Annotated in this window: 28 protein-coding genes; 25 read left to right on the forward strand and 3 right to left on the reverse strand. The window is 60.6% G+C overall.

The features are described 5' to 3' along the window. The first annotated feature begins 321 nt into the window (after positions 1-321). Positions 322-819, forward strand: a complete 498-nt coding sequence (locus NEI07_RS00480) for a DUF1269 domain-containing protein (protein ID WP_256031969.1) — start codon at positions 322-324, stop codon at positions 817-819. Positions 820-874: 55 nt separating this feature from the next. Here the strand turns inward: NEI07_RS00480 and NEI07_RS00485 are convergent, their stop codons facing one another. Then, entirely contained in the window at positions 875-1,522 is a 648-nt protein-coding gene (locus tag NEI07_RS00485) for a hypothetical protein (protein ID WP_256031970.1), read from the reverse strand. Positions 1,523-1,864: 342 nt separating this feature from the next. Between NEI07_RS00485 and NEI07_RS00490 the strand changes: the two genes are divergently transcribed. The 24 genes from NEI07_RS00490 (at position 1,865) to NEI07_RS00605 (ending at position 21,568) form a co-directional block, all read left to right on the forward strand. Beyond that, complete coding sequence (locus tag NEI07_RS00490; RefSeq protein ID WP_256031971.1) at positions 1,865-3,007, forward strand: 4Fe-4S dicluster domain-containing protein; 1,143 nt, start codon at positions 1,865-1,867, stop codon at positions 3,005-3,007. Then, complete coding sequence (locus NEI07_RS00495) at positions 3,004-3,468, forward strand: cyclic nucleotide-binding domain-containing protein (protein WP_256031972.1); 465 nt, start codon at positions 3,004-3,006, stop codon at positions 3,466-3,468. The genes NEI07_RS00490 and NEI07_RS00495 overlap by 4 nt, the downstream gene beginning before the upstream one ends. Next, on the forward strand, positions 3,452-4,300 hold the full coding sequence (locus NEI07_RS00500; protein ID WP_256031973.1) for an FAD/NAD(P)-binding protein: 849 nt from the start codon (positions 3,452-3,454) through the stop codon (positions 4,298-4,300). Before NEI07_RS00495 ends, NEI07_RS00500 begins: the two co-directional genes overlap by 17 nt. A 1-nt stretch (position 4,301) precedes the next feature. Next, entirely contained in the window at positions 4,302-5,078 is a 777-nt protein-coding gene (locus NEI07_RS00505) for an NADH-quinone oxidoreductase subunit B family protein (RefSeq protein ID WP_256031974.1), read from the forward strand. Then, positions 5,068-6,360, forward strand: coding sequence for a Ni/Fe hydrogenase subunit alpha (locus tag NEI07_RS00510; RefSeq protein WP_256031975.1), 1,293 nt, complete (start codon positions 5,068-5,070; stop codon positions 6,358-6,360). The genes NEI07_RS00505 and NEI07_RS00510 overlap by 11 nt, the downstream gene beginning before the upstream one ends. Then, entirely contained in the window at positions 6,341-6,826 is a 486-nt protein-coding gene (locus NEI07_RS00515; protein WP_256031977.1) for a hydrogenase maturation protease, read from the forward strand. The genes NEI07_RS00510 and NEI07_RS00515 overlap by 20 nt, the downstream gene beginning before the upstream one ends. Before the next feature lie 182 nt (positions 6,827-7,008). Next, complete coding sequence (locus tag NEI07_RS00520; RefSeq protein ID WP_256031979.1) at positions 7,009-7,155, forward strand: hypothetical protein; 147 nt, start codon at positions 7,009-7,011, stop codon at positions 7,153-7,155. 610 nt (positions 7,156-7,765) lie between these two features. Next, a complete protein-coding gene (locus NEI07_RS00525) occupies positions 7,766-8,080 on the forward strand; it encodes a hypothetical protein (protein ID WP_256031980.1) in 315 nt (104 codons plus the stop codon). A gap of 103 nt (positions 8,081-8,183) precedes the next feature. Beyond that, a complete protein-coding gene (locus tag NEI07_RS00530) occupies positions 8,184-8,855 on the forward strand; it encodes a M15 family metallopeptidase (protein WP_256031981.1) in 672 nt (223 codons plus the stop codon). Positions 8,856-9,093: 238 nt separating this feature from the next. Continuing rightward, complete coding sequence (locus NEI07_RS00535; protein WP_175095851.1) at positions 9,094-9,279, forward strand: hypothetical protein; 186 nt, start codon at positions 9,094-9,096, stop codon at positions 9,277-9,279. A 359-nt stretch (positions 9,280-9,638) separates the two neighbouring features. Further along, positions 9,639-10,385: an outer membrane protein gene (locus NEI07_RS00540; protein ID WP_256031982.1), complete on the forward strand. Its 747-nt coding sequence runs from the start codon at positions 9,639-9,641 to the stop codon at positions 10,383-10,385. 474 nt (positions 10,386-10,859) lie between these two features. After that, positions 10,860-12,014 (forward strand): tyrosine-type recombinase/integrase, encoded by a 1,155-nt coding sequence (locus NEI07_RS00545; RefSeq protein ID WP_328516946.1) that lies wholly within the window; start codon positions 10,860-10,862, stop codon positions 12,012-12,014. After that, entirely contained in the window at positions 12,011-13,018 is a 1,008-nt protein-coding gene (locus tag NEI07_RS00550; protein ID WP_256031986.1) for a hypothetical protein, read from the forward strand. The genes NEI07_RS00545 and NEI07_RS00550 overlap by 4 nt, the downstream gene beginning before the upstream one ends. 103 nt (positions 13,019-13,121) lie before the next feature. Further along, positions 13,122-13,355, forward strand: coding sequence for a helix-turn-helix domain-containing protein (locus NEI07_RS00555; RefSeq protein WP_256031987.1), 234 nt, complete (start codon positions 13,122-13,124; stop codon positions 13,353-13,355). Positions 13,356-13,618: 263 nt separating this feature from the next. Then, a complete protein-coding gene (locus NEI07_RS00560; protein ID WP_256031990.1) occupies positions 13,619-13,930 on the forward strand; it encodes a hypothetical protein in 312 nt (103 codons plus the stop codon). Continuing rightward, positions 13,927-14,163 (forward strand): hypothetical protein, encoded by a 237-nt coding sequence (locus tag NEI07_RS00565; RefSeq protein WP_256031992.1) that lies wholly within the window; start codon positions 13,927-13,929, stop codon positions 14,161-14,163. Before NEI07_RS00560 ends, NEI07_RS00565 begins: the two co-directional genes overlap by 4 nt. Then, positions 14,160-15,767 (forward strand): YfjI family protein, encoded by a 1,608-nt coding sequence (locus NEI07_RS00570; protein WP_256031994.1) that lies wholly within the window; start codon positions 14,160-14,162, stop codon positions 15,765-15,767. The genes NEI07_RS00565 and NEI07_RS00570 overlap by 4 nt, the downstream gene beginning before the upstream one ends. A gap of 658 nt (positions 15,768-16,425) precedes the next feature. Further along, entirely contained in the window at positions 16,426-16,593 is a 168-nt protein-coding gene (locus NEI07_RS00575; RefSeq protein ID WP_256031995.1) for a hypothetical protein, read from the forward strand. Positions 16,594-16,737: 144 nt separating this feature from the next. Continuing rightward, positions 16,738-17,340 (forward strand): hypothetical protein, encoded by a 603-nt coding sequence (locus NEI07_RS00580; RefSeq protein ID WP_256031997.1) that lies wholly within the window; start codon positions 16,738-16,740, stop codon positions 17,338-17,340. Between the two features lie 8 nt (positions 17,341-17,348). After that, on the forward strand, positions 17,349-17,732 hold the full coding sequence (locus NEI07_RS00585; protein WP_256031998.1) for a hypothetical protein: 384 nt from the start codon (positions 17,349-17,351) through the stop codon (positions 17,730-17,732). Between the two features lie 7 nt (positions 17,733-17,739). Beyond that, positions 17,740-18,504, forward strand: coding sequence for a hypothetical protein (locus NEI07_RS00590; protein ID WP_256031999.1), 765 nt, complete (start codon positions 17,740-17,742; stop codon positions 18,502-18,504). Positions 18,505-18,595: 91 nt separating this feature from the next. Further along, positions 18,596-18,994: a hypothetical protein gene (locus tag NEI07_RS00595; RefSeq protein ID WP_256032002.1), complete on the forward strand. Its 399-nt coding sequence runs from the start codon at positions 18,596-18,598 to the stop codon at positions 18,992-18,994. A 22-nt stretch (positions 18,995-19,016) separates the two neighbouring features. Next, positions 19,017-21,302, forward strand: a complete 2,286-nt coding sequence (locus NEI07_RS00600) for a phage tail length tape measure family protein (protein ID WP_256032003.1) — start codon at positions 19,017-19,019, stop codon at positions 21,300-21,302. Next, positions 21,299-21,568: a hypothetical protein gene (locus tag NEI07_RS00605; RefSeq protein ID WP_256032006.1), complete on the forward strand. Its 270-nt coding sequence runs from the start codon at positions 21,299-21,301 to the stop codon at positions 21,566-21,568. Before NEI07_RS00600 ends, NEI07_RS00605 begins: the two co-directional genes overlap by 4 nt. Before the next feature lie 32 nt (positions 21,569-21,600). Here NEI07_RS00605 and NEI07_RS00610 read toward each other — a convergent pair whose 3' ends face one another. Together NEI07_RS00610 and NEI07_RS00615 are read right to left on the reverse strand one after the other, a co-directional pair. Further along, the gene (locus NEI07_RS00610) at positions 21,601-22,656 is read right to left on the reverse strand and encodes a DUF4041 domain-containing protein (protein WP_256032008.1); all 1,056 of its coding nucleotides are present in this window, start codon (positions 22,654-22,656) and stop codon (positions 21,601-21,603) included. A gap of 11 nt (positions 22,657-22,667) precedes the next feature. Beyond that, positions 22,668-23,039 (reverse strand): hypothetical protein, encoded by a 372-nt coding sequence (locus NEI07_RS00615; RefSeq protein ID WP_256032009.1) that lies wholly within the window; start codon positions 23,037-23,039, stop codon positions 22,668-22,670. Positions 23,040-23,907: the final 868 nt, after the last annotated feature.

Raw genomic sequence — 23,907 nt, forward strand, 5'->3', positions numbered from 1 at the left:
ACATAAACCGGGAGAAGCTCCTATGGTTGTCGTCATGCTGCTGCTGGCCGCGACGCTGTCGCCGCTGTGCTTCCTTTATGCCGCGCCGCGTCGTGTCCCGCAGCGCGCCCGCTGCGAGTTCGCGCCGTCGCGCCGTCGCGAAAACTAATGAAGGTTGGCCCGCCAGCGTCGCTGTGAAGGCGACGAAGGCGGCGTCCGCCGACCCTCGTTCGGTCTATTCATTCCGCCTCAACCGTTCACCGGCGCATTGTCTTGCTTTTCTTGCTGAACTAGATCGTCAATGGCGGCGCGCGAGATCCGCGCGCGGAATAGGAGAGGCCAATGAACGATCTTCTCGTGATTGCATTTCCGTCGGAAGAAAAGGCCGAAGAAGTTCGGCAGAAGCTCTTCACCATGCAGAAGGAATATTTGATCGAGCTCGGCGACGCGGTCGTCGCCGTAAAGAATGCCGATGGCGCGATAAAGCTCAATCAGCTGTTCAGCACCACGGCGCTTGGCGGAGTCTCCGGCGCCTTTTGGGGCGCTCTGATCGGTTTGATCTTCATGATGCCGCTCGCAGGCGCCGCGATCGGGGCCGGCGCCGGCGCGGTGTCGGGCGCGCTGACCGACTTCGGCATTGACGACCAATTCATGAAGGACGTGGCGGCCGCGGTTCCGCCCGGCGGCGCGGCGCTGTTCCTGCTCGTGCGCAAGATGACGACCGACAAGGTTCTCGAGGGACTCAAAGGAGTCGGCGGCGTCGTGCTGCGGACGTCTTTCGACAAGTCCAAGGACGACGCCATCCGCGCCGCGCTGGCGGCGCAGCCGGCGACGACCTGAGACGGCCCGATAAGAAAATTGCGCGCCAAGATGGCTCGGCGCGCAATTTTCTCGATCAAGTTTCCGCTTCTCCGATCTTCCGGCGATGCGCGTGGAGCGTCAAATACAAGCTTGCGCCGACGAAAATCACGCCAAGCGTCGCGACGACGATGAAAGGCGACGAGGTCTGAATCGTGGCCAGGACGGGTGCGGAAACAGCCAGAATCACGCCGACGATGCAAATCTGCCATGCGCCAGCGTGGACTCCCGCGACGAAGGTCGACAGCGCGAGGATGACCATCAGCATCAGTCCCGCAGCGTTTGGATTGACCACTTTAAGCATCGCATCGGTGTAAATCAGGGCCATTGCGGCGAGAACGGCCGCCCAATGCAGAATTTGAGTCCAGACCAGCCGCGTGCGTTCATGCGTCGTTTCCGCATGACGCCAGCCGACATAGATGCAGATCGCGCAATAGATTGGCGTAAGGAGCTCCCAATAATAATCGACGGGGCCGCCTGTGAAGGTGACGAGGCCGATGCCCAGCACCGCCATCGACAGCATGACGATGTAGGGCAGGTCGATCTTGAGAACGTCGAGGAAGAGAACGTCGGCCGGCTGGGTCCGGATCTCTTCGATGCCATGCTCGATCGTCGTCGCCCAGCTCTCCTCCTCCGGCGCAACGTGGGGCTCTTTGGGTTCGGCCGGGTCGGAGCTATTGGACATGAGCAATCCTCATTGGTTCGGGAGCGAATGACGCTGCGGCGACCATCCCCGCTTGTCACTCGCGCCTGTTGGCCGAATTAGAAGGTCAAGATAGTTCGAGCACGAGAACCGAGCAACCGGCGAGATGGGAATGGGGCCGGCTCGTCCGGCTGCTGGTAAACTCGGGCTCCAGGATCGCGTGAGGCGGTTGAAGTCACGGGGAAGACGACAAGCGCGTGATGCGGGACGTCGGCCGAATGTCATTCGCGCGTCACAAGGGCGCCAGCAAAGGCTAGACTTGACGAAACATTCGGCGCAGTTCGATTTGATATTGGCGGGCAGGAAGCCGGGTTAGGAGCGCTAATGGCCAAAGCTGACGAAGCGGCGGCGACCATCACGGTCGAGGGCCTGCAAGCCTTGCTGCGGGCGATCCGGGCGGGCGGTTATCGCGCCATCGGCCCCACCGTGCAAAATCAGGCGATCGTTTACGACGATATCGAATCTGTCGACGATCTGCCCCGCGGGGTGACGGACGAGCAGGACGGCGGCCGCTACAGATTGGCCCGTCGCGATGACGATGCGCTCTTTGGTTATGCCGTCGGGCCGCATTCGTGGAAGAAATATCTGCATGCGCCGAAGCTGCGACTTTGGACGGCCGAACGCGTTGGCGAGAACGCCAGCGTTACGCCCGAAGCGCCGCCGACCGATCGTCTCGCTTTTATCGGCGTGCGGGCATGTGAAATTCGCGCGATCGAGATCCAGGACAAGGTTCTCGTCAACGACATGTACGTTGACCCGCACTACCAGGCCTTGCGCGAAAGCGCGCTGATCGTGGCAGTCAATTGCGGCAAGGCGGGAGGCACCTGCTTCTGCGTTTCGATGCACGCGGGTCCGCGAGTCGAGCAGGGATTTGACCTCGCCCTGACCGAGCTTCTCGACGGGACCGAGCACAGCTTTCTCGTCGAGACCGGCAGCGACGAGGGGCGCGCGCTCCTGGCGCAGGTTCCGCATCGGCTCGCGTCAAGTCGCGAGGTCGAAGCCGGTGAGGCTGTCATTGAACACACCGCAGCCTCGATGGGACGGAACATGCGTTCGGATGATCTCAACGAACTGTTGATGAGCAATCTCGAACATCCGCGCTGGGACGAGGTGGCGACGCGCTGTCTGAGCTGCACAAATTGCACCTTGGTTTGTCCGACCTGCTTCTGCACGTCGGTGGAAGACACATCCGATCTTTCCGGAGCGCGCGCGGAACGCTGGCGACGCTGGGATTCCTGCTTCACCATGGATTTTTCCTACATTCACGGCGGCAGCGTGCGCGCCAGCGCGAAATCGCGCTACCGGCAGTGGATGACGCACAAGCTTGCGACCTGGATCGACCAGTTCGGCTCATCGGGCTGCGTGGGCTGCGGGCGCTGCATCACATGGTGTCCGGTGGGCATCGACATCACCGAGGAGGTGCGCGCCATCCGCGGCGGCGACGCCTCCACCGAGGATTCGCGATGAAGGATATTGCCGATCTGCTGCGTCATCATCCCTTCGCAGAGGGGCTCGATGAAGAGACATTGGCGCTTGTCGCCGGATGCGCCAAAAATGTCGTCCTGCAGCCGGGCGATTATCTGCATCGCGAGGGCGCCGCGGCGGATTCCTTTTATCTCGTGCGACATGGCGCCGTGGCGCTGGAGACTTTCGTGCCGGGGCGCGGGGCGTTCACCTTTCTCACCGTCAAGAGCGGAGAAATTCTTGGCGCCGACTGGCTCATTCCGCCCTATCGGTCGTCATTCGACGCGCGCGCCATCGAACTGACGCGCGCCATCGCTTTCGACGGGAAATGTCTGCGCGGTAAATGCGGGGCGGATCCGCGCGTCGGCTATGAAATGATGAAGCGCTTCATTCCGCCGCTCGTCAAACGTCTGCAGTCGGCGCGCATGCAGGCGCTCGGGATGTATGATGCCGCAAACGCTTAAAGCCTGCGCGCCGCCGCCTTATCCGATGGCGCCGACGATGACGCCGGTGACGCGCTTCATCCGCGAATCGGCGGAGGTGTTCACCTTCGACCTCGCCCCCGAGTGCGCCACGCCCTTCGCGCCGGGGCAATTCAATATGCTCTACGCATTTGGCGTCGGCGAAATACCGATCAGCATCAGCGGGGATTCGCAGTCGCCAGAGCGGCTCACCCACACGATCCGCGCCGTCGGGCCGGTGAGCGCGGCGCTCGGCAGATTGAAGGCTGGCGATCAGGTGGGCTTGCGCGGTCCCTTCGGGGTCGGCTGGCCGGTTGAGGAAGCCAAGGGCTTTGATGTTCTGCTGATCGGCGGCGGCATTGGCCTCGCGCCGCTTCGGCCCGCAATTTACTGGCTGCTGCGCCATCGCGCCGCTTACGGCCGGGTGGGCGTGCTCTATGGCGCGCGCACGCCGGAGGATCTTATCTTCGGCGCGGAACTCGAGGAATGGCGGCGAACGCCCGATCTCCAGCTGCGCGTCGCTGTGGAGCGCGCCGGACCAGATTGGACCGGGGACGTCGGCTATGTGACGCCTCTGCTGTCCAAGCTTCGTTTCGATCCGGCGGACGCCATCGCCATGATCTGCGGACCGGAAGTGATGATCCGGGCGACGGCGCTCGCGCTCGAAGACGCGGGCGTCGCAGATTCGCGAATCTTCGTCTCGATGGAGCGCAATATGAAATGCGCCATCGGCCATTGCGGCCACTGTCAGTTCGGTCCGCTGTTCATCTGCAAGGACGGACCGGTGCATCGCTATGATCGCGTGCGCAGTCTTCTCGCCTATCGGGAGCTTTGACGTGAAGCGTATTCGACCAAAGCTCGCCGTTTGGAAATTCGCCTCATGCGACGGCTGTCAGCTCAGCCTTCTCGATTGCGAAGACGAATTGCTGGAGATCGCCGGCGAAATCGAGATCGCGCACTTCCTCGAGGCGACGAGCGCGTCGGCTGGAGGTCCATATGATCTTTCTCTCGTCGAAGGTTCGGTGACGACGGCGCATGACGCGGCGCGGATCCAGGAGGTTCGCAAACAATCGCGGTTCTTAATTACGATTGGCGCCTGCGCCACCGCAGGCGGCATACAGGCGCTGCGCAATTTCGCCGACGTGCGCGAATATGCGGCGATCGTCTATGCGCGGCCGGACTATATCCAAACGCTGGCGACCTCGACCGCGATCGCCGATCACGTGAAAGTCGATTTCGAACTGCGCGGCTGTCCGATCAGCACGCGGCAGCTCGTCGAAACGATTTCTGCGTTTCTCGCCGGGCGCAAGCCGCAAACGCCGCCGCACAGCGTCTGCGTCGAGTGCAAGATCGCCGGCAATCTCTGCGTCATGGTCGGTCACGGAACGCCGTGTCTGGGACCCGTCACCCATGCGGGCTGCGGCGCGCTCTGTCCCTCTTACAATCGCGGCTGCTATGGCTGCTACGGCCCGATGGAGACGCCCAACGCGCCGTCGCTGTCGGCGTGGCTGGGCAAGCTCGGCATGGATGAGGATGCGCTGAAGCGCGTCTATCGTAATTTCAACGCCAATGCCGACGCCTTCCGTAAGGAAAGCGAACGTCATGATCGTTAAGACGATCAAAGTCGATCAACTTGCCCGAGTTGAGGGCGAGGGCGCGCTCAAGGTCGTCGCACGCGACGGCGTCGTGCAGTCGGCCGAACTCAACATCTTTGAGCCGCCGCGATTCTTCGAAGCCTTCCTGCGCGACCGCATGTATAGCGAAGCGCCGGATATCACCGCGCGCATCTGCGGCATCTGTCCGGTCGCCTATCAGATGAGCGCAATTCACGCGATGGAGAACGCGCTCGGCGTCGTCGTCGACGGACCGTTACGCGACCTGCGACGGCTCATCTATTGCGGCGAGTGGATCGAGAGCCACACGCTCCATATTTACATGTTGCACGCGCCGGACTTCCTCGGCTATGCGGGCGCAATCGAAATGGCGCGCGACCATGCCGACATTGTGCGCCGCGGGCTCGATCTCAAGAGAGCCGGAAATTCGATCATCGCGCTTCTCGGCGGCCGCGAGATTCATCCGATCAATGTCCGCGTCGGCGGCTTTTATCGTGCGCCGCGCCGGCGTGAACTTCAGCCGCTCGCCGAAGAGCTGAAGCGCGCGCGGGACTTGGCGCTCGCGACCGTGCGATGGACGTCCAGCTTCGATTTTCCGGATGTTGAGCGCGACTATGAATTCGTCGCCTTGCGCGGCGAGGGCGAATATCCCTTCAACCAGGGCCGCATCGTCTCAAGCCGCGGGCTCGACATCGCCGCCGCTGAATATGACGAACATTTCGAGGAGAGCCATGTCGAACATTCGACCGCGCTGCATGCGCATATCAAGGCGCGCGCCGCCTATCTCACGGGGCCCTTGGCGCGCTACGCGCTGAACGCCGCGTCGCTCTCGCCGATCGCCCGCGAGGCGGCGCGCGACGCAGGCATGGGGCCGGTCTGCGCCAATCCCTTCCGCAGCATTATTGTACGCGCCGTTGAAGTTCTTTACGCCTGCGACGAGGCGCTGCGCATCATCGACGACTACGAAGAGCCGGAGCGGCCTGCAGTCGAAATCGAGCCGCGTGCGGGAACCGGCTATGCGGCGACCGAGGCGCCGCGCGGCATGCTTTATCACCGCTATCAGCTTCACGCCGATGGAAAGATCGCCGACGCCCGCATCGTGCCGCCGACGTCGCAGAACCAGCCGAGCATCGAAGAGGATCTGAAGATTTTCGCCAACGCTTGGCTCGATTTGCCGGACGACGCTTTGCGTCACCGCTGCGAGCAGACCATTCGCAATCACGACCCCTGCATTTCCTGCGCGACGCATTTTCTGCGGCTCGATGTCGACCGGGGCGGATAGAGCGCGCGAAGATCCGCGCATCATTGTGCTCTGTATCGGCAATCCCGATCGCGGCGACGATGCGGCGGGCCGCGCGGTCGCGCGCGCGCTGCGAGCGTTGCTGGCCGACGTCGACATCATCGAGGAGGAGGGCGAGGCGACGCGCGTATTGGCGCGGCTCGAGGGCGCGGACGCCGCCTTTATTGTCGACGCCTGCTTTTCGGGGGCGGAGCCAGGCGAAATCCGCCGCTTTGACGCCAGCGCAGGCCCGATTCCGCGAGCGGCTCTTGGCGCATCGACGCATGGCTTCGGCCTCGCCGAAGCTCTGGAGCTCGCCCGCGCGCTGGGCGCCTTGCCCTCGCGCTGCGTCGTCTATGCGATCGAAGGCGGGACATTCGATATCTGCGCGCCGATGTCGCCGGCGGTCGCGGCGGCGGTCGATATCGTCGCGAACCGATTACGGACGGATATTCTCGCAAATAACTGAAGCGGGGCGGTCCGCCGCACACATTCGCCCCAAGCCCGAAACGACCAGCAACATTGCGGTAACCTGGCCGAAACGCTGGCATGCTTAAAGTGTGCGCTCACAGTACCCAGGATTCGCTCGCTTAGCGCCGCCGAATGCCTCCCCGCACAAAGGCGCCGCGCAGACCAAGTATGGAGAGCCGAATGCAGCGTCTCGTTTCCGCGTCGAAAGTCGTCGCCACCGCCTCGACCGTTCGGATGCTCGTCCAACTGCCGATGCAGATCGTTCGACGCATTGCCGCTTCGCCGGACGCGTTTATCAACGCCATAGAGCGTCTTGCAAAACATTAAGCTTGGCGATCGCCTCGACCGCGCCAGCTTAGGATAGAAGTATAAGCTGCGTTGGATACGTTTGACTACGTAGCGTTCGCCGATGGGTTGAATGATCTTGCGCCTGTCCCAGTTGAACTGGCTAACTGCCAATTCATCTGAAGGAAAAAATGCGCAAGCTCGCGCCATTGATCATCGGGGCGACTTTGGCTTTCGCGCCGTTGGCTGAAGCGCAGCGATCGTAATCAAATGATGGCAGCGTCCAGTCCTATGGCGCGCTCTGGCGCTATCAGAAGAGGGATTGGAGCACGCCCTGGCGGCCTCTTAACCCTGGCGTGTGCTGGCAATGGAACGATTACCTCGGCAACTGGCTATGGGTGTGCTGAGAAACACGCCAATTCGTTGAGCAAGAAACGCCCCGCTGCAACGCTTCAGTCGGGGCGTTTTATTGGACGCTTTAGAACTCGCGTCGCCGCCAGTCCAACGCCGCGCTGAGCGGCTTTTGTGCGGCAGAGACCGGGAGCGCTCGTCGTTCCATCACGCCTTGCGCCTAGGCGGGGCCGCATGTCGGCCATATTGGCGTTCCCAATTCAAGGTAGAGGAACAACTCCTCCAGCTATGAAGGCTAGGCATGGGCTTTCCACGGGCGCAATCATCTGTCGGGCTGTCGCCCGGAAAAAAAGAGATCGCCCTCTTTTCGGCGAGCGCAATTGCTGCTCGGACGGACCGTCCGCTCGGCAAGTTGGTCTGCATGGCTAGGGCAAACGGCATTTTTGCCGTCTCGGAAATATGCAAGGGACTCACGATACTCACCATCGGCGACATGGTGATCGCGGATGGAGTCGGCGAATTTGTGTGCATCGCGGCGCTGGCGATCGGGGCGCCGCCTTTCTTACGATGGCGTGCATCGGAATATGCCAATTCAACAGTAGCGCCGTCTCTATGATCAACGGCCGTTGAGAGCGCTCCGAAAAGGTTGGGTGAATGAAGCCGCGCTAAGCGCCGCCAAACAAGTTTCTTTACAAAAGGCGTTCCGGATTGGTGAGCGAATGATTTTGAAGATCCTCTTCTCACGCGCCATCCGAGCGGTTGTGCTGCTGTTTTTGCTTCTCGCGAGCGCAGTCGCACATGCGCGGGGCGCGAAGGTCACGGCTGAACCCATCCCCGACGCAGTATGGGCTTACATGCAGGGAAGGTCGTGGCGCGCGGAGCTTCCATGTCCGGGACGCAACGCGCTTGTTCTCTTGAGGGTGCCTTACCTCGACTTCGACGGTAACGCGCAGACGGGCGCTCTGATTGTTGCAAAGAGCGTCGCAAGAGCGGTCGCAGCGGCCTTTGAGGAAATCTACGACAGCGGGAAATTTCGAATCTATCGAATGTCCCTGATCGATGAATTCGGCGGCGATGACACGCGATCGATGGCGGCGAATAATACGAGCGCCTTCAATTGCCGAACGACCGATCGTGGCGCGATGTCGCGACACGCCTATGGAATGGCCGTGGACATCAATCCCGTTCAAAATCCCTACCGGGAAGGAAACCTAACCGAGCCTGAAGCCGGGCGCGCTTATGACGAGCCCTCCGAGCGCAGGAGAGATATCGTCGGGATCATTGTCGACGGCGATGTCGTCACCAGGGCCTTCGCGCGACAGGGCTGGCGCTGGGGCGGACATTGGAAAAGAAGCATCGACTATCAGCACTTTTCCAACGACGGACACTGACGCGTCAAAGGTCGGGGCGGCGTGAGCGGCTGCGCCGGCCTTCTGTCGATCATTTCCGATCGGTGCGAGTCTCGCCGAAGCAATCTCCTCCGTCACGACCGGCGGCTTTTATATCGGCAATGTGTGCGGCGGCCATTGACGCGTCGGGTCGGGGAGCCAAATGACGCCTCATCCAAAACTGAGCGAGCGCAGCAAGCGGCCCTGGCTGAGGGCGACTCGCAAAAATGGAGGATCCGCTATGACTGATCAAAGGCCATCTGGGGAAAAGGAGTGGGAAATCACGCCCAACACTTACATTTTCGCCGGCGTCGGCGCGGTCATTTTGGGTGGTCTCGCCTATGCAGCTCTCGGCGGCATTCCTAACACCATCGCTGCAGCCGTTGTGGGCGCGCTAGCGGGCGGCAGTTTGGGACTTTTCTTCTAATCAGCGATCGAATCGGCGCGGGCCGGACTTTGGCTCGACCCGCGCCCCGCTCTCCGACGCTCAGCGGCCGGGCGGCCAGGGCGGGGACGGCGCTGTCATGGTGATGAAAGCCGGCTCACCAGGCGTCCCATTTTGGGCCACGGCCTAAAGAGACTCCGACCGACGATGCAACCGCGGGGCGTTTTTGCGGACCTCTGCGCTGTGGCGCCCCCGCCACAGTCGCGCGGAAAGCGTATGGGAAGAGCCGAATAGCCTGTTAATTGCTTTGACTGTGCAAGGGTTTGCGCTTTCCTTACCTCCTATCGTCTGAGGCGCACAGGATTCGGACCAAGGCGTCTTAACCTTTAGGAGAAGGTATAATGAAAAAGGCAACTTTTGCCGCTTTGGCCCTCACGTTGATGGCAGGGTCGGCCATTGCCGCCGACCTTCCGTCCTATAAAGCGCCGCCGCCGCCCCCGCCGCCGATCATGACCTGGACGGGCTTCTATGCCGGTCTCAACTTCGGTGTCGGCTTTTACGACCGAAATTCATCCAACGCCTGGGGCGTGGGCTTTAACAATCACGGCGGTAGCCGGGCGGGCGTCGTCGGCGGTGGTCAAATCGGCTACAACTACCAGATCACGCCGATGTTCGTCGTCGGCATTGAGACCGATTTCCAGGGCACCAGCATCGGCTCTGGCGCCGGCGGCAACAGCTTCAACTGGCTCTTTGGCCTCCCTCCGGTAACCACCGCGACTCTGAACTGGTTCGGCACGGTGCGTGGTCGCGTCGGCGTCAATCTGCTGAGCCCGCAACTGCTGGTCTATGGCACAGGCGGATTCGCTTATGGCGAGGTGCAACGCAACGGCTGGTGGAACCAGAACAGCACGGTGCAGACGGGCTGGACCGCCGGCGGCGGCGCCGAGTATATGTTCGTCGCGCTGCCGAACTGGTCGGTCAAGGCCGAGTATCTCTATACGCAGCTCAGTGGCAACAACAACAACGGCTTCAACTTCGGCTGGGGGTTGAACAACGTCAACAACCGCACCCGCTTCCACACGATCCGCTTTGGCGTGAACTACCACTTCCACTTCGGCTCTTCGGCGCCGGTGCTGGCGAAATACTGATCGATCGTTCGAGCAGGACGCATCCAGGAAAGCCCAGCCCTCGTGGCTGGGCTTTTTCTTTCTCGGCGCGGAGATTGGCGACGACCCGGGCCGCGACACAGTCGGACGTCGGCCTCGCCCGGAGCGATGGCGAATTGTAAGTCCCTCTGGGAATGTCGCCGCAAAACTGAATTGTGGAAGTTTGAGTAAGGGTCGGAGTGAGAGGGAAGTTTCCCTCCTCGCGAAATCAAAGCGCACTCGTCTCAGGGGCCATTTCATCGGCCGCCGTGCAAACTGCCTAAGTTTTGAGAATATTGGTCGGAGTGAGAGTCTAACCTTGTGACTTTCGCCGACCTTCGCCGAAATGCGTTTCTTCCACATTTTCTTGGTATTTGATTCCGCCGACCTATTCCGCCGTTCGCGTTTGTTCGCTATCATCCGCGACGCAATGGGGGACCAATCGGGGGACCATTTAAGGTGGGCGGAAAGTTGACGGTGGCGAGGGTCAGGTCTGCGCCTCCCGGTAACCATCTGGACGGTGGCGGGCTTTACCTCTTCGTCTCGACGGCGTTAGCGCGCTCGTGGGTCTATCGGTTCTCATGGCAGGGACGACGGCCCGAGATGGGGCTCGGCTCATTTCCTGAGGTCGGGCTCGCCGACGCACGAGACGCGCGAGACACTGCGCGCGCAATCCTAAGGTCGGGAAGAAATCCTATTGACGCTCGCCGGATGGAAAAGACGGCATCAAAATCCCGTCCGACGTTCGGGGACATCGCCGACAAGCTGATAGAGGCTAAGGCTCCGGGCTGGCGCAGCGCCAAGCATGCCGAGCAATGGCGCGTCACTCTTAGAGAGGGAGTTATAGTCCCGCTCCGCAACCGCTTCGTCGATGAAATCGATACGGAAGTCGTGCTCGGCGTCTTGAAAGAGCCATGGACGAAAACACCCGAGTCAGCATCGCGGCTTCGCCAGCGAATTGAAGCAGTATTGGACGCAGCCAAAGCGCAAGGCCATCGAACCGGCGAAAACCCGGCAAGATGGCGCGGTCACCTCTCGCATCTGCTTCCCCAGCGGCCGGCGGTCGAGAAAGGTCACCATGCCGCAATGCCTTACGCGCAAGTGCCGGCCTTTGTGGCGCGTTTGCGCAAAGACGATGCGGTCGCGGCAAGGGCGCTCGAGTTCACAATCCTGACCGCCGCACGTTCGGGCGAAGTCTTCGGCGCGACATGGCCAGAAATCGACCTCACTGATTGCATGTGGATCGTGCCGGGGAGCCGGATGAAAAACGGTCGCACACACAGAATCCCCCTCGCGCCGCCGGCCGCTGCGATCTTGCGGAGGCTCTCCGAGCGGCGAACCTGCAATGTGATTTTCGAGAGTCCCCGCGGAGGACGCCCCCTGTCTCATGTGTCGATGCAGAAGGTATTGGATCGACTTGGCGTGCTTGACGCCACGGTGCATGGCTTTCGCAGCGCGTTCCGCGATTGGGCAGGAAACGAGACCGATTTTCCGCGCGAGGTATGCGAAGCCGCGCTTGCCCATGCGATCGGCGACAAGGCGGAGCAGGCTTACCGGCGCGGCGACGCGCTGGAAAAGAGACGCGCGCTTATGAAGGCATGGGGCTTATATTGTCAGGGGGATCCGAAATGAAAAACCCCACAAGGCCGCCGATAGACGAAAAAATACTCGAGATCGCTAAGGAAAGCGGCAAGCCCGAAAGTGACATTTGGACCCGGCCGACTAGCTTTCCGACGCCGATCTTACGCCTATCCGAAAAAAGGGCGGAAAAGACTTTCGATGAAAGGCGACACGAGAGCCTAAAAAATTGGAGGATATGCACCTTCGATTACCTAAAATTTGATGAAGAAGCGCGCACCCATTCGGCATTATTGAGGCCAATAAACAAAAAGCTGCAGCAAAATGAATTGTCCGAAATCGACGCGCGTCGAGAAATAGAGCTACTCGGCTTCGTCATTGACGCCGTTTCGGATCGAAAATTCGACCCAATGGCGTCTACCGATTGGACGCTACTTCAGGCAATCGTTTGGATCGCGACAACCTCGGCGGATCGTGTTCGCGATGTTTCTGCGTATGCGCGGAAGAGAACGGTAAGGCTCAAATCGACCGATCCCGCGCCATGCTTCGAGCTGCATTGGCACGCGTCGCTTCAGGAGCTTCCAGAAGAACAGCAACTGGAAGACGCGCGCAAAGAGCTTTGGGGTGAGCTTCGAAACGAAACGATCACAGCGACGGGCTTCGATGCGCCTGGGGTTTCGCGAAAAGTTATCGCGACCATCGAATGGTCTGACCTATCACTTATGAGAGACGATGTCGTTTACGCCAGCGCGCGGGGAGACGGCGTTTTTCGCTCAAGCGACCATGCTTATTTTCATGTGCGCCTCCGCGTCGCTGACGTTCTGAAAAACTGGCGGAAGGAAAAGGCCGCGGCGGGCGGAGAGACGAAGCAGCAGCGTGGACGGCCCCCGGAGAAAAGACGCCTCGTCATGGATAAAATGAGGCGGGACGTTGCCGGAGGTTATGACCTCGAAAACGCAAAGGGCGTTGAGATGGAGGCAAAGTATGGCGTCAGGCGTGGCACCTGCGAAGCGGCGCGAAAGCAAATCCTAGAGGAAATCCAGAGTGTCAAAAAATAGTTTCTGACATTTTTTGACCAGAAACATTTTCTGACATTTGAAAGGTGCGCATAGTTTTCCCGTCGCCCGCCATCATTCGCGGAAACGACGGAGAAATTACACCATGTCATTCGTTGAGAATGTCGCGAGCGTCACGCTCGCCGAGCGTCTCGACTACGGCTATGTGACAATCAAAGAAGTCTGCGCTTTGAAGCTCTGCGGCACCACGACGGTCTACGCAGATATCAAGGCCGGCGTTTTGAAGGTTGAGAAGCACGGCCGCTCGACTCGCATCTCTGGTCCCTTGGCGAAAGCCTATGTGCCCGGCTCCCGTCATCTGAACGGGGAGGCCGCGTGACGCATGGCCCACACAGCAAAGAACCCGGACGCGGGCGGCGTCCGGGCTCGGAATAGTGATCAGTCTGGCAAGGCGATCGCTTCTGAGAAAACCAAATCCGCTCCCGAAAATCAAGGGAAATCACTCCCGCCAAAGGCGACGCTCGTTCGCCGATGGCCGCAGCTCCGCATCAATCGACTAACAGGTCGCTGGCGAGACTACGCCAGCGGTGCCAGGGGCGACAACATCGAGTCGTTGCTGGCCTTCCTCGGGGAGGCGTTTCAATGAAACGCGAGACGCTCCCCCACCGCCGCGCGGGCGAAACCATCGGCTTTGATTTTCGCGGCTCCGCCTATTCTGCCACGTTTTCCCGCTTCCCCGATGGAAGGCTCGCAGAGCTTTTTATCGACGCTGCAAAGCGATCAAACGACGCCGCGGACGATGCTCGCGACGCGGCTGTGTGTCTCTCTTTGGCGCTGCAATTCGGAACGCCTGAAGCGGCAATCAGGGCTGCTCTGACGAGCGACGGCGCGGGCCGTCCCGCCGGGATTTTGGGCGCTGCGCTCGATGCGATTGTCGAGGAGGGCGCACGATGAATGCGCCTTTAACGATCGACCAGAATCGCAAGCATGACGATCTGCGAGAAGAACTGGTCAGAGGATACCTGATCGAGCTTCTCCAAGACTTCGAAAGCCTTTCGATCAGCGCGCGCGAAGCGCTCTGGCGCAGAAACGATGCGCTGGCGGCCATTCACATCGATCAGCTGCGCCTCGTCGGGCGCGAGATCGTCTCGAATTTCAGATCGCTCCAGACAGGAGACGCCAAATGAGCGCGCCGCTCGTTCCAAATTCAGAAGACTTCGGGCAGGTGGCGCGGGAATACCGCGAAAGCGTCTCATCATCATCGCGACCAGAACGGGCTGCGGCGAGAGATACGTCTAGCGTATGTGGTCAGATCCACATCGCGAGCGCGCCCTGGCCCACGCCGAAGAAGATCGAAAGTAAGCTTCCGCCCGTCGCGCCGTTCGACGCCGAGCTGCTGCCCGCCGCCATGCGGGACTATGTGCTCGACGTATCAGACCGACAGCAGTCGCCGCCTGACTTCGCCGCAGTGGCGAGCTTGTGCGGCATTGCCGCAGTCGTCGGAAATGACTTGCGGATAAAGCCCAAGAGCTTGGACGATTGGGAAGTGACGCCGAATATTTGGGGCGTCATGATTGGTCGGCCATCGGCGATGAAGTCGCCAGCGATGCGTTCCGCGCTCGCGCCTGTCTTCGCGATGCAAGACCGCCTTCGAAAGGATTGGGAGATCGCGAAGCGCGATCGCGAGATCGACGCGCAACTCCAAGGAATAGGTGCAAAAGACGCCGCGAAGGAAGCCGCCAAGGCGATGAAAGCCGGCGACGCTGAGCGCGCGCGGCGTCTCATCGCCGAACATATGGAGCCTGACGAAGGCGACAGTCCTTGCCCGCGCATGATCGTCAACGACGCGACTGTAGAAAAGCTCGGCGAGCTGCTTAATGAAAACCGCCACGGACTTTTGCTTATTCGCGATGAACTTGCCGGCTTTCTCTCTCGGATGGACGCCGACGAATATCAAAGCGAGCGCGCCTTCTACCTAGAAGCCTACAACGGCGACGGCGCATTCACATACGACCGCATTGGACGCGGAACCGTTCATATCGAGCGCGCAACCGTCTCAATCATAGGCGGCGCGCAACCGTCTCGCGTTGCGCCTCTGGTCTGCGGCGCCATGACGGGCGCAAGAGATGATGGACTATTGCAGCGTTTCCAGCTCGCCGTGTGGCCAGACGATCAGCGCGATTGGACTTGGATAGACCGCCGTCCGAACGCGCGCGCGTGCATGAGCTTCGACGCCGCTTTCGAGTCGGTGCAGATATTCGCGCGCAATCTCGAAGCGCCGGCTGTCTTCTCATTCTCGAAGGAAGCGCAAGAGCTTTTCCGTCAATGGATGACTGACCTACAGAGCGCGGCGCGTTCTGGAAATATGCCAAGCGCGCTCGAAAGCCATCTTTTGAAAATGCCGAAGACGATGGCCGCGCTGGCGCTGCTGTTTGAACTGATCGACGGTGGCAGGGAGAGCGTCGGCGTGATTGCGACGGGCAGGGCGCTGGATTGGGCGGACTATCTGCGCTCCCATGCCGCGCGGCTCTACGGCGCCGGAACAATCATCGCCGAGAATGGCGCAAGGCTCATATGCGATCGGCGCGGCCAGTTGGCCGCCAAGTTCACTGCCCGCGATGTGCAAAGGAAGGCATGGGCCGGCCTTTCCGACAAGGACGCCGTATCCGCCGCGATGGACCTTCTAGTCGAGGCGCATCATGTCCGGGGCGCAACCATTCCGAGCACCGATGCGGGCGGGCGACCGTCTGTTGTCTATGAATGGAACCCCAAACTGAGCCGGGAGGGCTAGACATGGGACGTTGGCTCGCCCTCGCTCGCGAAGAGGAAAAAAAATCGCAAACGGTCATTTCCCCTACTGACGAAACTGACAAAACCCCCTCTCTGCAAGTTTCGTCAGTTTTGTCAGTTCGGGGAACTGGCGAATCCGAAAATTCTCTGAGCGTCGAGGCGATAGAAGCCGGCAAGGTTTCGTCAGTTTTGTCAGTAAGGCAAAGGAGCGATTCCGAAAAAATTTCGCCGCGCGCCGAGACCGCCAACCGCAAATCTGCGGTTGTATATGACCCCGCCCCCCTTCAGCGCGAAGCCGATCGGCGCAATGCCGAAGCAGCCCGCAGCCATTCGACTGACCGTTTCTGCCGCTGCGGCCATCTCGCGACATTCGCTTGGCCCGGCGACGACGGCCGCGAAGTCTGGCGCTGCGTCGAGTGTGCGCCGGCATGGGGGCGGGCATGAGCGCCCTTGCCGTCATAGACGCAACGCCAGCCGAACTCGCCGACGCGCTGGATAGGCTACTCACCGAGCTGGTCGCCTACAGGCTGAGACCGCGCGTCGAGAGCGGCCCGCCAGCGCTGAGGCGAGTCAGGGCGGCCGACCTCGCTGCGCAGCCAATTCGAACTCGCCGCGCACGTGCCTTTATCAATATCGCGCACGACCCGTTTGAGGGATCAATGCTTTTCGCCGTCCGCGAGATCGGTGTCGCGCTCTTCGACATCGGCGGCGACGACATGATGCATGCGACTGGCGATGAGGTTTGCGCCCGCGATCCTTCGAACGAAGGGCGGCGCTCAGGAATCATCAATGGTCGATGGGACGGCATTGGAGGCTGGCATGCATGAGGGCGCAGGCATGACTGGCGACGGCCATACCCCCCTCGCGGGTCCTCCCGGCGACTCGGCCGATACGGGTAAGGCGGGGGCTCGAAACGTCTGTAGGTGCAAGGGTCAAAAACGTGTTCGCGGAGATGAAAGGCGAGTCGAAAAATGAGCACTAAAGCAGCGCCGGATGGTCTTAGTTTTCGTCAATTCGCGCGAGCAGAGGGCTGCAGTGAAGCTCTGGTTCGCCGCCGGGTCCGGGCCGGTTATCTGCCGACGCTACCGAACGGAAGAATTTCGGAGGCCTATCTCGGCACCGCTTGGCGAGCGAGCGCTGGCCCGGACGCCCCGCCCGTTTCAAGTGTCCGCGGCGCACTTCTCGAAAACGAAACCCCAGAACAGGCTGCGGAGCGGATCGTCTTCCGGGAAGGCTGCGTTTTCGAAACAGAAGACGAGGCGAAGCGCCACAAGCAAAGTTATCTCGCGCTGCTTCGCGAGCTGGAATACGACCGCGAGAGCGGTCTAGTCGTCGAAATCGAAGACGTTGGCCGTCAATTTGGCGCGGAACTTTCGACGTTACGCACGAAGTTGCTCGCGCTCCCGTCGAAAGTCGCCCCTCGCGTCGCCCTTTTATCGAGCCCGAAAGAGGTTCGGGCTTTAGTCGAGCAGGAAATCCGCGACGCGCTCACGGCGCTGACGGCGGACGACCCCATGCAAAATTCAGCCGCCGTCGCAGCCCGCGCTCGCGCCCGCAAAGCCTCTCGCCGCTGAGGGAGCCCATGAACGCCGCCAGACGCCTTGCTGAGATAACACGACTTCAGCGTGAGCTTGCTGCCGAGCAAACGCGACTAGCCGAAGAAGCCGCGTGGTTGCTCACGCTCGAAGGCCCGGCCCCACAAGCGGCGTCAGACAGTGTCGCGGTCGATATTCTGACGACCGAACACATCACCGTCGGGAGGCTCGCCGAAAAGCTCCGCAGCTCTGAAAAAACCGCTCGCCAAATAGGTGTTGCGGCCGGTGCGCGCGTTCAAATCGGCGGCCGGGTGCTTTTCGACCTTGCCGCAGTGCGCAGACATATCGCTTCCGCAAATTGCCGCGTTTTACCGAGTTCTTCCCTTTTGGGGCACGAGCAAATCGCGGATGATGATGTCGACGCTGAATGAGGGCCAAATGAGTATCATGAGCTTTTTGTCGCCGCCAAAAAAGGCCGGCGACGTTCGAAAACAAATCGACGAAATGACAGCCGCGCTCGCCAAGCTTATCGCCGAACGGCGCGAGCTTGATGCTACGATTGAAGCTCATGATCGAACGCGCGGGCAAATGCTGCTTTCGAGCGCGACCGAGGATGACATACTCGCACTCGATCGGCAGTGCGACCTCGCGAAACTTCGCAGTGAGCGGCTTGGTCTCGCACAATTCGAGCTCGAAAATCGCATCGAGCGCGCGCGGGACAAGGCCGAGCGCGAACGCCTGGCCGCCGAACACGAGCGCGCGGCCTCAGCAATCGAGCAGGCTGCAAAGACGCTTGAGACCCCGGTCGCACATCTTGCCGCGGCCTTCGCGGCGCTCGTCGAGGCGATCCCGGCTGAGACCGGCGCCACCAAGGTTTTCGAGGGACACATTATGCCGCAGCCGGCGAGGCCGGAAGATGTGGCGCAGGCGATTCTCGGCAACGCCCTTTATGCCGCCGCTCCCAGGCTCTTCGAAGCGACGACACTAGTCCGCCGGGGAATGAACGAGCAGGCGCTCGCGTCTGTCGAGAGCGTCATCAGGCTATACGCTCTTGATAATTTCAAAATTGGCGGACGGTCCGGCAAGGACCCCGCGATGTTACCCGCGCCCGTCGCCGCCGATCAGCTCATCATCGCGCCGCTTCGTGAGAAGGCCAGGACACTGCGCGAGGGCGTCGCCGAGCACCTGATGGCGGCTGAGTGAATTCCGGCGGCGGTTTCAGCGCCCGCCGACGGTGGGGCGCGTCGACCAGATCCTTTCGTCGGCGCGCCCATTTCTAACAGAGGAAAAAACGATGACGACAATCGATGGAAACGCAGTCGCCGCGGCCGAAAGGCTGGCCGGCTCCGAAGAGCAAGCGCGGAGAGCCGGCGCGCGCGCCGGACTACTCGGCGATGGCCACCCGCAAGGCTTCGAACGATTGCCGTCTGAGGTGCAGTGGGCGTTCAGCGAAAGTTATACACAAGGACGTCACACCGCGCGCGTCGCCGATGGCAAGGAACACGTGGCCGCTGGCGCGATGAGTATCCCAGCCTACGCGACGACGCGAGAGCAACTCGTCGCAGAGTTTCAACGGCGCGCAGACCTTCAGCAAGAGTTTCTCTCTGAGGCTGCATTCGTCGCCTTCGCCATGGCCGAGCGCTCCGGCAAGTTGCGCATCTTGCGCCGCCCGGACGCTTCGACCGCCGCGTGATTAACTAGCGAAAGGACCGCACATGGCCGGCAAATCAGCCGTCACACTGCGCCTCGGCGTCGAGGGCGACGAAAAAATCCAAGCCGCGCTGCGCCAGATCGGCAAAACTGGCGACGAAGCGATGCAGGGTCTCTCGCGCGAGGCGAAGGAAGCGGCGCGCTCGTTCGATCGGCTTGAAAAGGGCTTGGATGTTTCCGCGCGCTCGGCGGCGCAATTCGCGCGCACCTATGTCGCGGCGAATAATGCAGTCGCGGCCGGCGTGCGCACGCAAGCCGACGCGCAGCGGGTGCTTGATCTTGCGGCGGAGCGGCACCGGCGGCTGACCGGCGCAGTAAACGACAACGCCAAGGCGGCCGGACTGGCGCGTCATGAGTGGGTCAATCTTTCCCGCCAGTTTCAGGATATCGGCGTTTCGCTCGCGGGTGGTCAGTCGCCGTTGACGGTGCTGTTTCAGCAAGGCTCGCAAGTCGCTGATATTTTCGGCTCCAGTGGGGCCGGCGCGGGCGCAGCGCTGCGATCGTTTGGCGCTGGCGCGGTGCGTGCGCTCACTTCGCCTATTGGCATTGCCGTCCAATTGACTGCGGCCGTCGCCGGGATTGAGGTTGCGGCGCTCAAAGCGGAATCGGCGCTCGCCAAGATCGGCGAGACGGCAAAACTGTCAGGGCTTTCGGCAGAGCAAATCCAAGGCGCGAAGATCGTCGGCGCCGGGGTCGGGCTGGATGAAAAGAGCGCTGTCGGCGCTTTCGCCAACGCTTCGCAACAGTTCGAACAGTTCGCGCGGAACGAGGGCGCGGTCAAAAGCGCGCTGGAACACATTGACGCCGGCTTTTTGAAGGTCGCCGATAGGGCGAGGACGGCCGGCGAATTCATTGACATTATCGAGCGCAAGATTCGTGATCTTCCGCGCGCCGAAGGGCTCAATCTGGCGCAGTCGCTGTTTGGCGATGATGCCGGCCGGAAACTGTTTGACGCGATCGAAAGCGGCGCGGCGTCCATGGGCAAGCTTGCCGAGGCGACGGGGCGCACTGGCGACCATCTCGACCAGGCCGCGCGCGCCGCGCATGAAGCGCAGCTGCAAATTGATCGGGCGGCGGCAATCGCCAGCGACAAGCTCTTGAAGGCGTTTCAGGACTTGGGCGACCCGGTCACGTCGATCAAACTCGGCTGGTATGAAATCGTTGGCTCGATCGCGCAAGCGGTTTCGGAGTCGGAAAATCTGCAAGCCATCATGCGCGGATTTCTGCATCCGATCGATACGGTCCGCGAGCTTGTTACCGGCGAGACGCCTTTCAAAGGTCGGCTTATCCCGCTGAGTGACGCCGGGATCGTCCAGCCGGAGGCGGCCGGCGCGTCCAGAGGGCGCTTCGTTGCGCGGGCGGAGGCCGCTAAGGCGGCAAATCGCCGGAGCAGCGGCAAGTCGCCGGAACAGCGCGCCGCGGATAAATTCACGGACATCGAAACCGATCTTCAGGGCAAGATCGCTCTGGCGTCTGTCGCTGCCGAGGGCGCAGAGCACGACAAGATCGCGCTCAAGATCAAAATCGAGAATGAGCAGCGGCGTATCGGCGTCGGCGCGACGCAGCAACAAAAAGACGAAGTAGCGGCGTTGGTGACGCAGCTTGAGGCTGCGGAGAGCGCGCAGAAGGCAGCAACCAAAGAGGCGGAAGCCTGGCGCGATAAAATGCGGGAGGTCGGGGACATCGCGCGCGACGTTTTTTCGTCCGTCGTCAGCGATCTAAATTTGACCAACAAAGAAGGGATCAACTTCAAGTCGACGCTCGATCTCATTGATCGCAAATTGATGGATATTGCCTCGCGAACTCTGTCAGACAGCCTTTTCGGCGGCAAGGATAAGGGCGATGGCTTGCTTGGCGGCCTCATTAAGGGCGGCGCCAGTGCGCTCGGGGGCATCTTCGGAGGTGGAAAATCTACAGGCTATTTCAGCGGGGGGGCACTTTTCTCCAACTCGCCGTTCCATTTCGCCGATGGCGGCATCATGACGAGTGCTGGCCCGCTGCCTTTGCGCCGGTATGCAGCTGGCGGCGTCGCTGACTCGCCTCAACTCGCTATGTTCGGCGAGGGCCGCCAGCCGGAAGCCTTTGTTCCGTTGCCGGATGGCCGCTCTATCCCGGTCGCGATGCGGGGTAACGAGCAGAAAGTCATCATTCAAAACTTTGCGCCGGGAATCGACGTTCAACAGCAAGTCACGCCGCAGGGCGTCGTTCTCACGGTGCAGAGTATGCTCAAGGATTACAGCAAGCAGATCCCCGGCATTCTCAGCGATGCGCAGAGGCGGGGAAATCGATGAGCGATCCCGTCGCCGCTCTGCTCGGCCTTGATGGCATCGAGGCCAAGGTCAAACGCACAATCGACACGGTTGCGCTGTTCGCCGCTGGCAAATCGAGCGACGTTCGCGCCGGCGCAGTGACGTGGTTCAAGCAAGAGCTGATCGACGGCTTGGGCGCATGTCCTGAGTTCGCCGGCAAGGACTTGGGCGCGCTCGCCGACAGTCTCGCGGAACGGCTTGTGAAGCGCATCGATGAAATCGAGGCCAGCGTGGCGGGGAGCGCGTGATGAGCGGCGGGGCTCCACGCAGGGATAGTTGTTCAAATTGCATCGGGAAATGAATTATGAGATTGCTCCGCCAGCGCGAGAAGCGTCGCGCTACGTTTCGCCAGCGTTTCTCTGTAGTCTTGTGCTTCAATGTCTATGAAGAACGATGCTTCCGGCGCAAGCTTCCTCACGGCCGACTCAACGTCCTCCAATTTGGCTCGGAAGAACTCCTTCCGATAGTTTCGGACGTTAACGCGTGACGGTTCAAATTCGGCATGCAGTGATCTTTCAAGAGACGGCGCGTCGTCACTATAAATGATTGCGTGGACGTCAAAAACGAACGGGACACTGGCGTCGCCAAGTTCACGAATTCGGTCGGCGGGATCAAGACGCCGCGTCAGGCCGATTTTTATGACGTCCTCTCCGAACGATCCTATGTTGGAGATGATGTAAACATAACCGGAGCGCGTTTTTTCGGCCATTGCTTGAGCCCGAACCACCCGAGCATGCGCCTCAGCGAGATCCCGCTCGAGCATCGCAATTTGATCGTGGAACGCGTCTAGTTGCGTTCCAACAATGCTCCTAGCCTCAGCCTTGGCCTTTTCGAGAAGCTTTTTGTAGCGTGCTTCTTCCTCTTCTGCGTCTTCGACGTCGTTGAGCAATTTCTGCTCTTCGCGCGCCAATCTCGCTGCTTCGGCGCGCTCCTCGCGCTCTGCCTTTAGTTTCTCGCGACGCTCGTGAGTTAGATACAACTCCTGCAGCTTGAGTCGAGCATATTCAGGACTGATGGAGATTGCATTTGAGGCGTTTAAATTATCGATTTTGGTTTGAGCGTTCAGTATTCGCTTTTCCATCGCATTGACATTGTTCCACCGGGCGTTCGCAATTGCCGCGTCGCACTCATTGTTGAAAGCGCGCAGCGTGAGGCGGATGTTTCGATTGGTCATCGTTTGACCTTTTGATGCGCTGCCGTCCACAGCCCACGTAGTAGCGCAAGTTACAGCAATCTTGGCAGACACCATGAGCTTTTGCTCTTCACGGTTCGCCGATATGGCTTTCTTGTAATCCTCGCTGTCCGTGTAGTCGAAGTGCGGCTCGTATATGCCCATCTCCGCAAACGCTAATTTCTCGTCGAAAATGGCGCCTGCTGAACTAGCTGATCGTAAACTGCGCGTCGGTCGAGATACGATGAGCGCAGCGATTCGATTTCCGACTCTCGACGCTTTATTTCGCCATCAAGACGCTCAATCTCTGAGTCGAGATCTGTGATCGGCTTCAGTCGAGCCACGATATTCTCGATCCGAGAGGTGAACCGATCAGCCTCTGTACGACGTAGGCTTTTCGCGCTAGAAAGTCTGATTGCCAAGTACACAAGCAAGCAGGTGCTGGCGATTGTCAGCGCTCCTAGACCGAGCGAGACACATTGCCATGTTTGCAATGCTCCAGCCTGAAGCACCGCGCGCGATAAAATTTGATCGATGCTAATGCGCATCGCAGCTCGCCATCAACTTGTCGCGCACCACACGGAACGAATGCGTGGCGACGCGGCGTTTCATCAGGCGTGTTTCGCGAGTCGGGCGGCGGCGCCAATCGTGGCTCCCAAGAATGCGCCCACTGCGCTTCCGATCACGCCGAATATTGAACCAACAAAGGCACCAACTGCTGCCCCGACTGCGGCTCCGGAAATGGCAAGCGTTTCTCTTTCGGTAGTGTTCGCCATGGCTCATCCTCCTTCGCTACAACAGCTTCATTGGATGTGTCTGAGCATACTGGCGCGAGCCGACGATTGGCAACGCCAACGCTATTTTCTCGACCTCTTCTCAGCTCACGTTCGGCTTATCGCCAATGGTTAATTCGACGCCCCCGTCCATTAGACCAGAGATAAATGGCTTAAGGCGCTGGCACTAAATGCCGTCATAGCGCCTTTGGCGGTCTTACCAGTAGGGCGACGGGCAATCGCCTCGCAGCACTTCGCCGATCCTATTCGCCACGGACGGAATAGTGCCGGCGGGGAGCGCACCTAAGGGGAAGAATTTTGCTTCTGCAATCTCGAGCGTCGGGACGAACGGCCGCACTTGCCAGAAGTCGCGCACCACGAACAAGGCTTCGTGGTCAATACCGGAAGTGATGGCCTACACCTTGCCGCTGTGCATCCGCAAGACCGGCGAGTCCTTCGCCGTCGAAGACACGAACGGCGTGCGAGACCAGCGCAGCAATATCTGAACGCGAAGCGCTGACCGAAGAAGCCGTGCGGGAGATAACCCAAGAAATGGCAGAATTGCCAAAACTTGGGAAATCAGAGCGCGCCTTTGCTGACCACGCCACGGAGTTCGCGCCGCCGATCTACAACATCTGGAAGA

Origin of the sequence: Methylocystis suflitae (genome assembly GCF_024448135.1) — a bacterium.
GTDB classification, from domain to species: Bacteria; Pseudomonadota; Alphaproteobacteria; order Rhizobiales; family Beijerinckiaceae; genus Methylocystis; species Methylocystis suflitae.

What these genes read in the sequence shown, in the direction of transcription:
- NEI07_RS00490 (WP_256031971.1), top strand. Translation starts at nt 1,865, where the DNA reads ATGGCCAAAGCTGACGAAGCGGCGGCGACCATCACGGTCGAGGGCCTG.
- NEI07_RS00600 (WP_256032003.1), top strand. Translation starts at nt 19,017, where the DNA reads ATGGCCGGCAAATCAGCCGTCACACTGCGCCTCGGCGTCGAGGGCGAC.
- NEI07_RS00615 (WP_256032009.1), bottom strand. Translation starts at nt 23,039, where the DNA reads ATGCGCATTAGCATCGATCAAATTTTATCGCGCGCGGTGCTTCAGGCT.
- NEI07_RS00595 (WP_256032002.1), top strand. Translation starts at nt 18,596, where the DNA reads ATGACGACAATCGATGGAAACGCAGTCGCCGCGGCCGAAAGGCTGGCC.
- NEI07_RS00500 (WP_256031973.1), top strand. Translation starts at nt 3,452, where the DNA reads ATGCCGCAAACGCTTAAAGCCTGCGCGCCGCCGCCTTATCCGATGGCG.
- NEI07_RS00530 (WP_256031981.1), top strand. Translation starts at nt 8,184, where the DNA reads ATGATTTTGAAGATCCTCTTCTCACGCGCCATCCGAGCGGTTGTGCTG.
- NEI07_RS00555 (WP_256031987.1), top strand. Translation starts at nt 13,122, where the DNA reads ATGTCATTCGTTGAGAATGTCGCGAGCGTCACGCTCGCCGAGCGTCTC.
- NEI07_RS00590 (WP_256031999.1), top strand. Translation starts at nt 17,740, where the DNA reads ATGAGTATCATGAGCTTTTTGTCGCCGCCAAAAAAGGCCGGCGACGTT.
- NEI07_RS00535 (WP_175095851.1), top strand. Translation starts at nt 9,094, where the DNA reads ATGACTGATCAAAGGCCATCTGGGGAAAAGGAGTGGGAAATCACGCCC.
- NEI07_RS00495 (WP_256031972.1), top strand. Translation starts at nt 3,004, where the DNA reads ATGAAGGATATTGCCGATCTGCTGCGTCATCATCCCTTCGCAGAGGGG.
- NEI07_RS00560 (WP_256031990.1), top strand. Translation starts at nt 13,619, where the DNA reads ATGAAACGCGAGACGCTCCCCCACCGCCGCGCGGGCGAAACCATCGGC.
- NEI07_RS00575 (WP_256031995.1), top strand. Translation starts at nt 16,426, where the DNA reads ATGCTTTTCGCCGTCCGCGAGATCGGTGTCGCGCTCTTCGACATCGGC.
- NEI07_RS00485 (WP_256031970.1), bottom strand. Translation starts at nt 1,522, where the DNA reads ATGTCCAATAGCTCCGACCCGGCCGAACCCAAAGAGCCCCACGTTGCG.
- NEI07_RS00580 (WP_256031997.1), top strand. Translation starts at nt 16,738, where the DNA reads ATGAGCACTAAAGCAGCGCCGGATGGTCTTAGTTTTCGTCAATTCGCG.
- NEI07_RS00510 (WP_256031975.1), top strand. Translation starts at nt 5,068, where the DNA reads ATGATCGTTAAGACGATCAAAGTCGATCAACTTGCCCGAGTTGAGGGC.
- NEI07_RS00525 (WP_256031980.1), top strand. Translation starts at nt 7,766, where the DNA reads ATGGGCTTTCCACGGGCGCAATCATCTGTCGGGCTGTCGCCCGGAAAA.
- NEI07_RS00565 (WP_256031992.1), top strand. Translation starts at nt 13,927, where the DNA reads ATGAATGCGCCTTTAACGATCGACCAGAATCGCAAGCATGACGATCTG.
- NEI07_RS00605 (WP_256032006.1), top strand. Translation starts at nt 21,299, where the DNA reads ATGAGCGATCCCGTCGCCGCTCTGCTCGGCCTTGATGGCATCGAGGCC.
- NEI07_RS00585 (WP_256031998.1), top strand. Translation starts at nt 17,349, where the DNA reads ATGAACGCCGCCAGACGCCTTGCTGAGATAACACGACTTCAGCGTGAG.
- NEI07_RS00570 (WP_256031994.1), top strand. Translation starts at nt 14,160, where the DNA reads ATGAGCGCGCCGCTCGTTCCAAATTCAGAAGACTTCGGGCAGGTGGCG.
- NEI07_RS00540 (WP_256031982.1), top strand. Translation starts at nt 9,639, where the DNA reads ATGAAAAAGGCAACTTTTGCCGCTTTGGCCCTCACGTTGATGGCAGGG.
- NEI07_RS00520 (WP_256031979.1), top strand. Translation starts at nt 7,009, where the DNA reads ATGCAGCGTCTCGTTTCCGCGTCGAAAGTCGTCGCCACCGCCTCGACC.
- NEI07_RS00610 (WP_256032008.1), bottom strand. Translation starts at nt 22,656, where the DNA reads ATGGGCATATACGAGCCGCACTTCGACTACACGGACAGCGAGGATTAC.
- NEI07_RS00550 (WP_256031986.1), top strand. Translation starts at nt 12,011, where the DNA reads ATGAAAAACCCCACAAGGCCGCCGATAGACGAAAAAATACTCGAGATC.
- NEI07_RS00480 (WP_256031969.1), top strand. Translation starts at nt 322, where the DNA reads ATGAACGATCTTCTCGTGATTGCATTTCCGTCGGAAGAAAAGGCCGAA.
- NEI07_RS00515 (WP_256031977.1), top strand. Translation starts at nt 6,341, where the DNA reads ATGTCGACCGGGGCGGATAGAGCGCGCGAAGATCCGCGCATCATTGTG.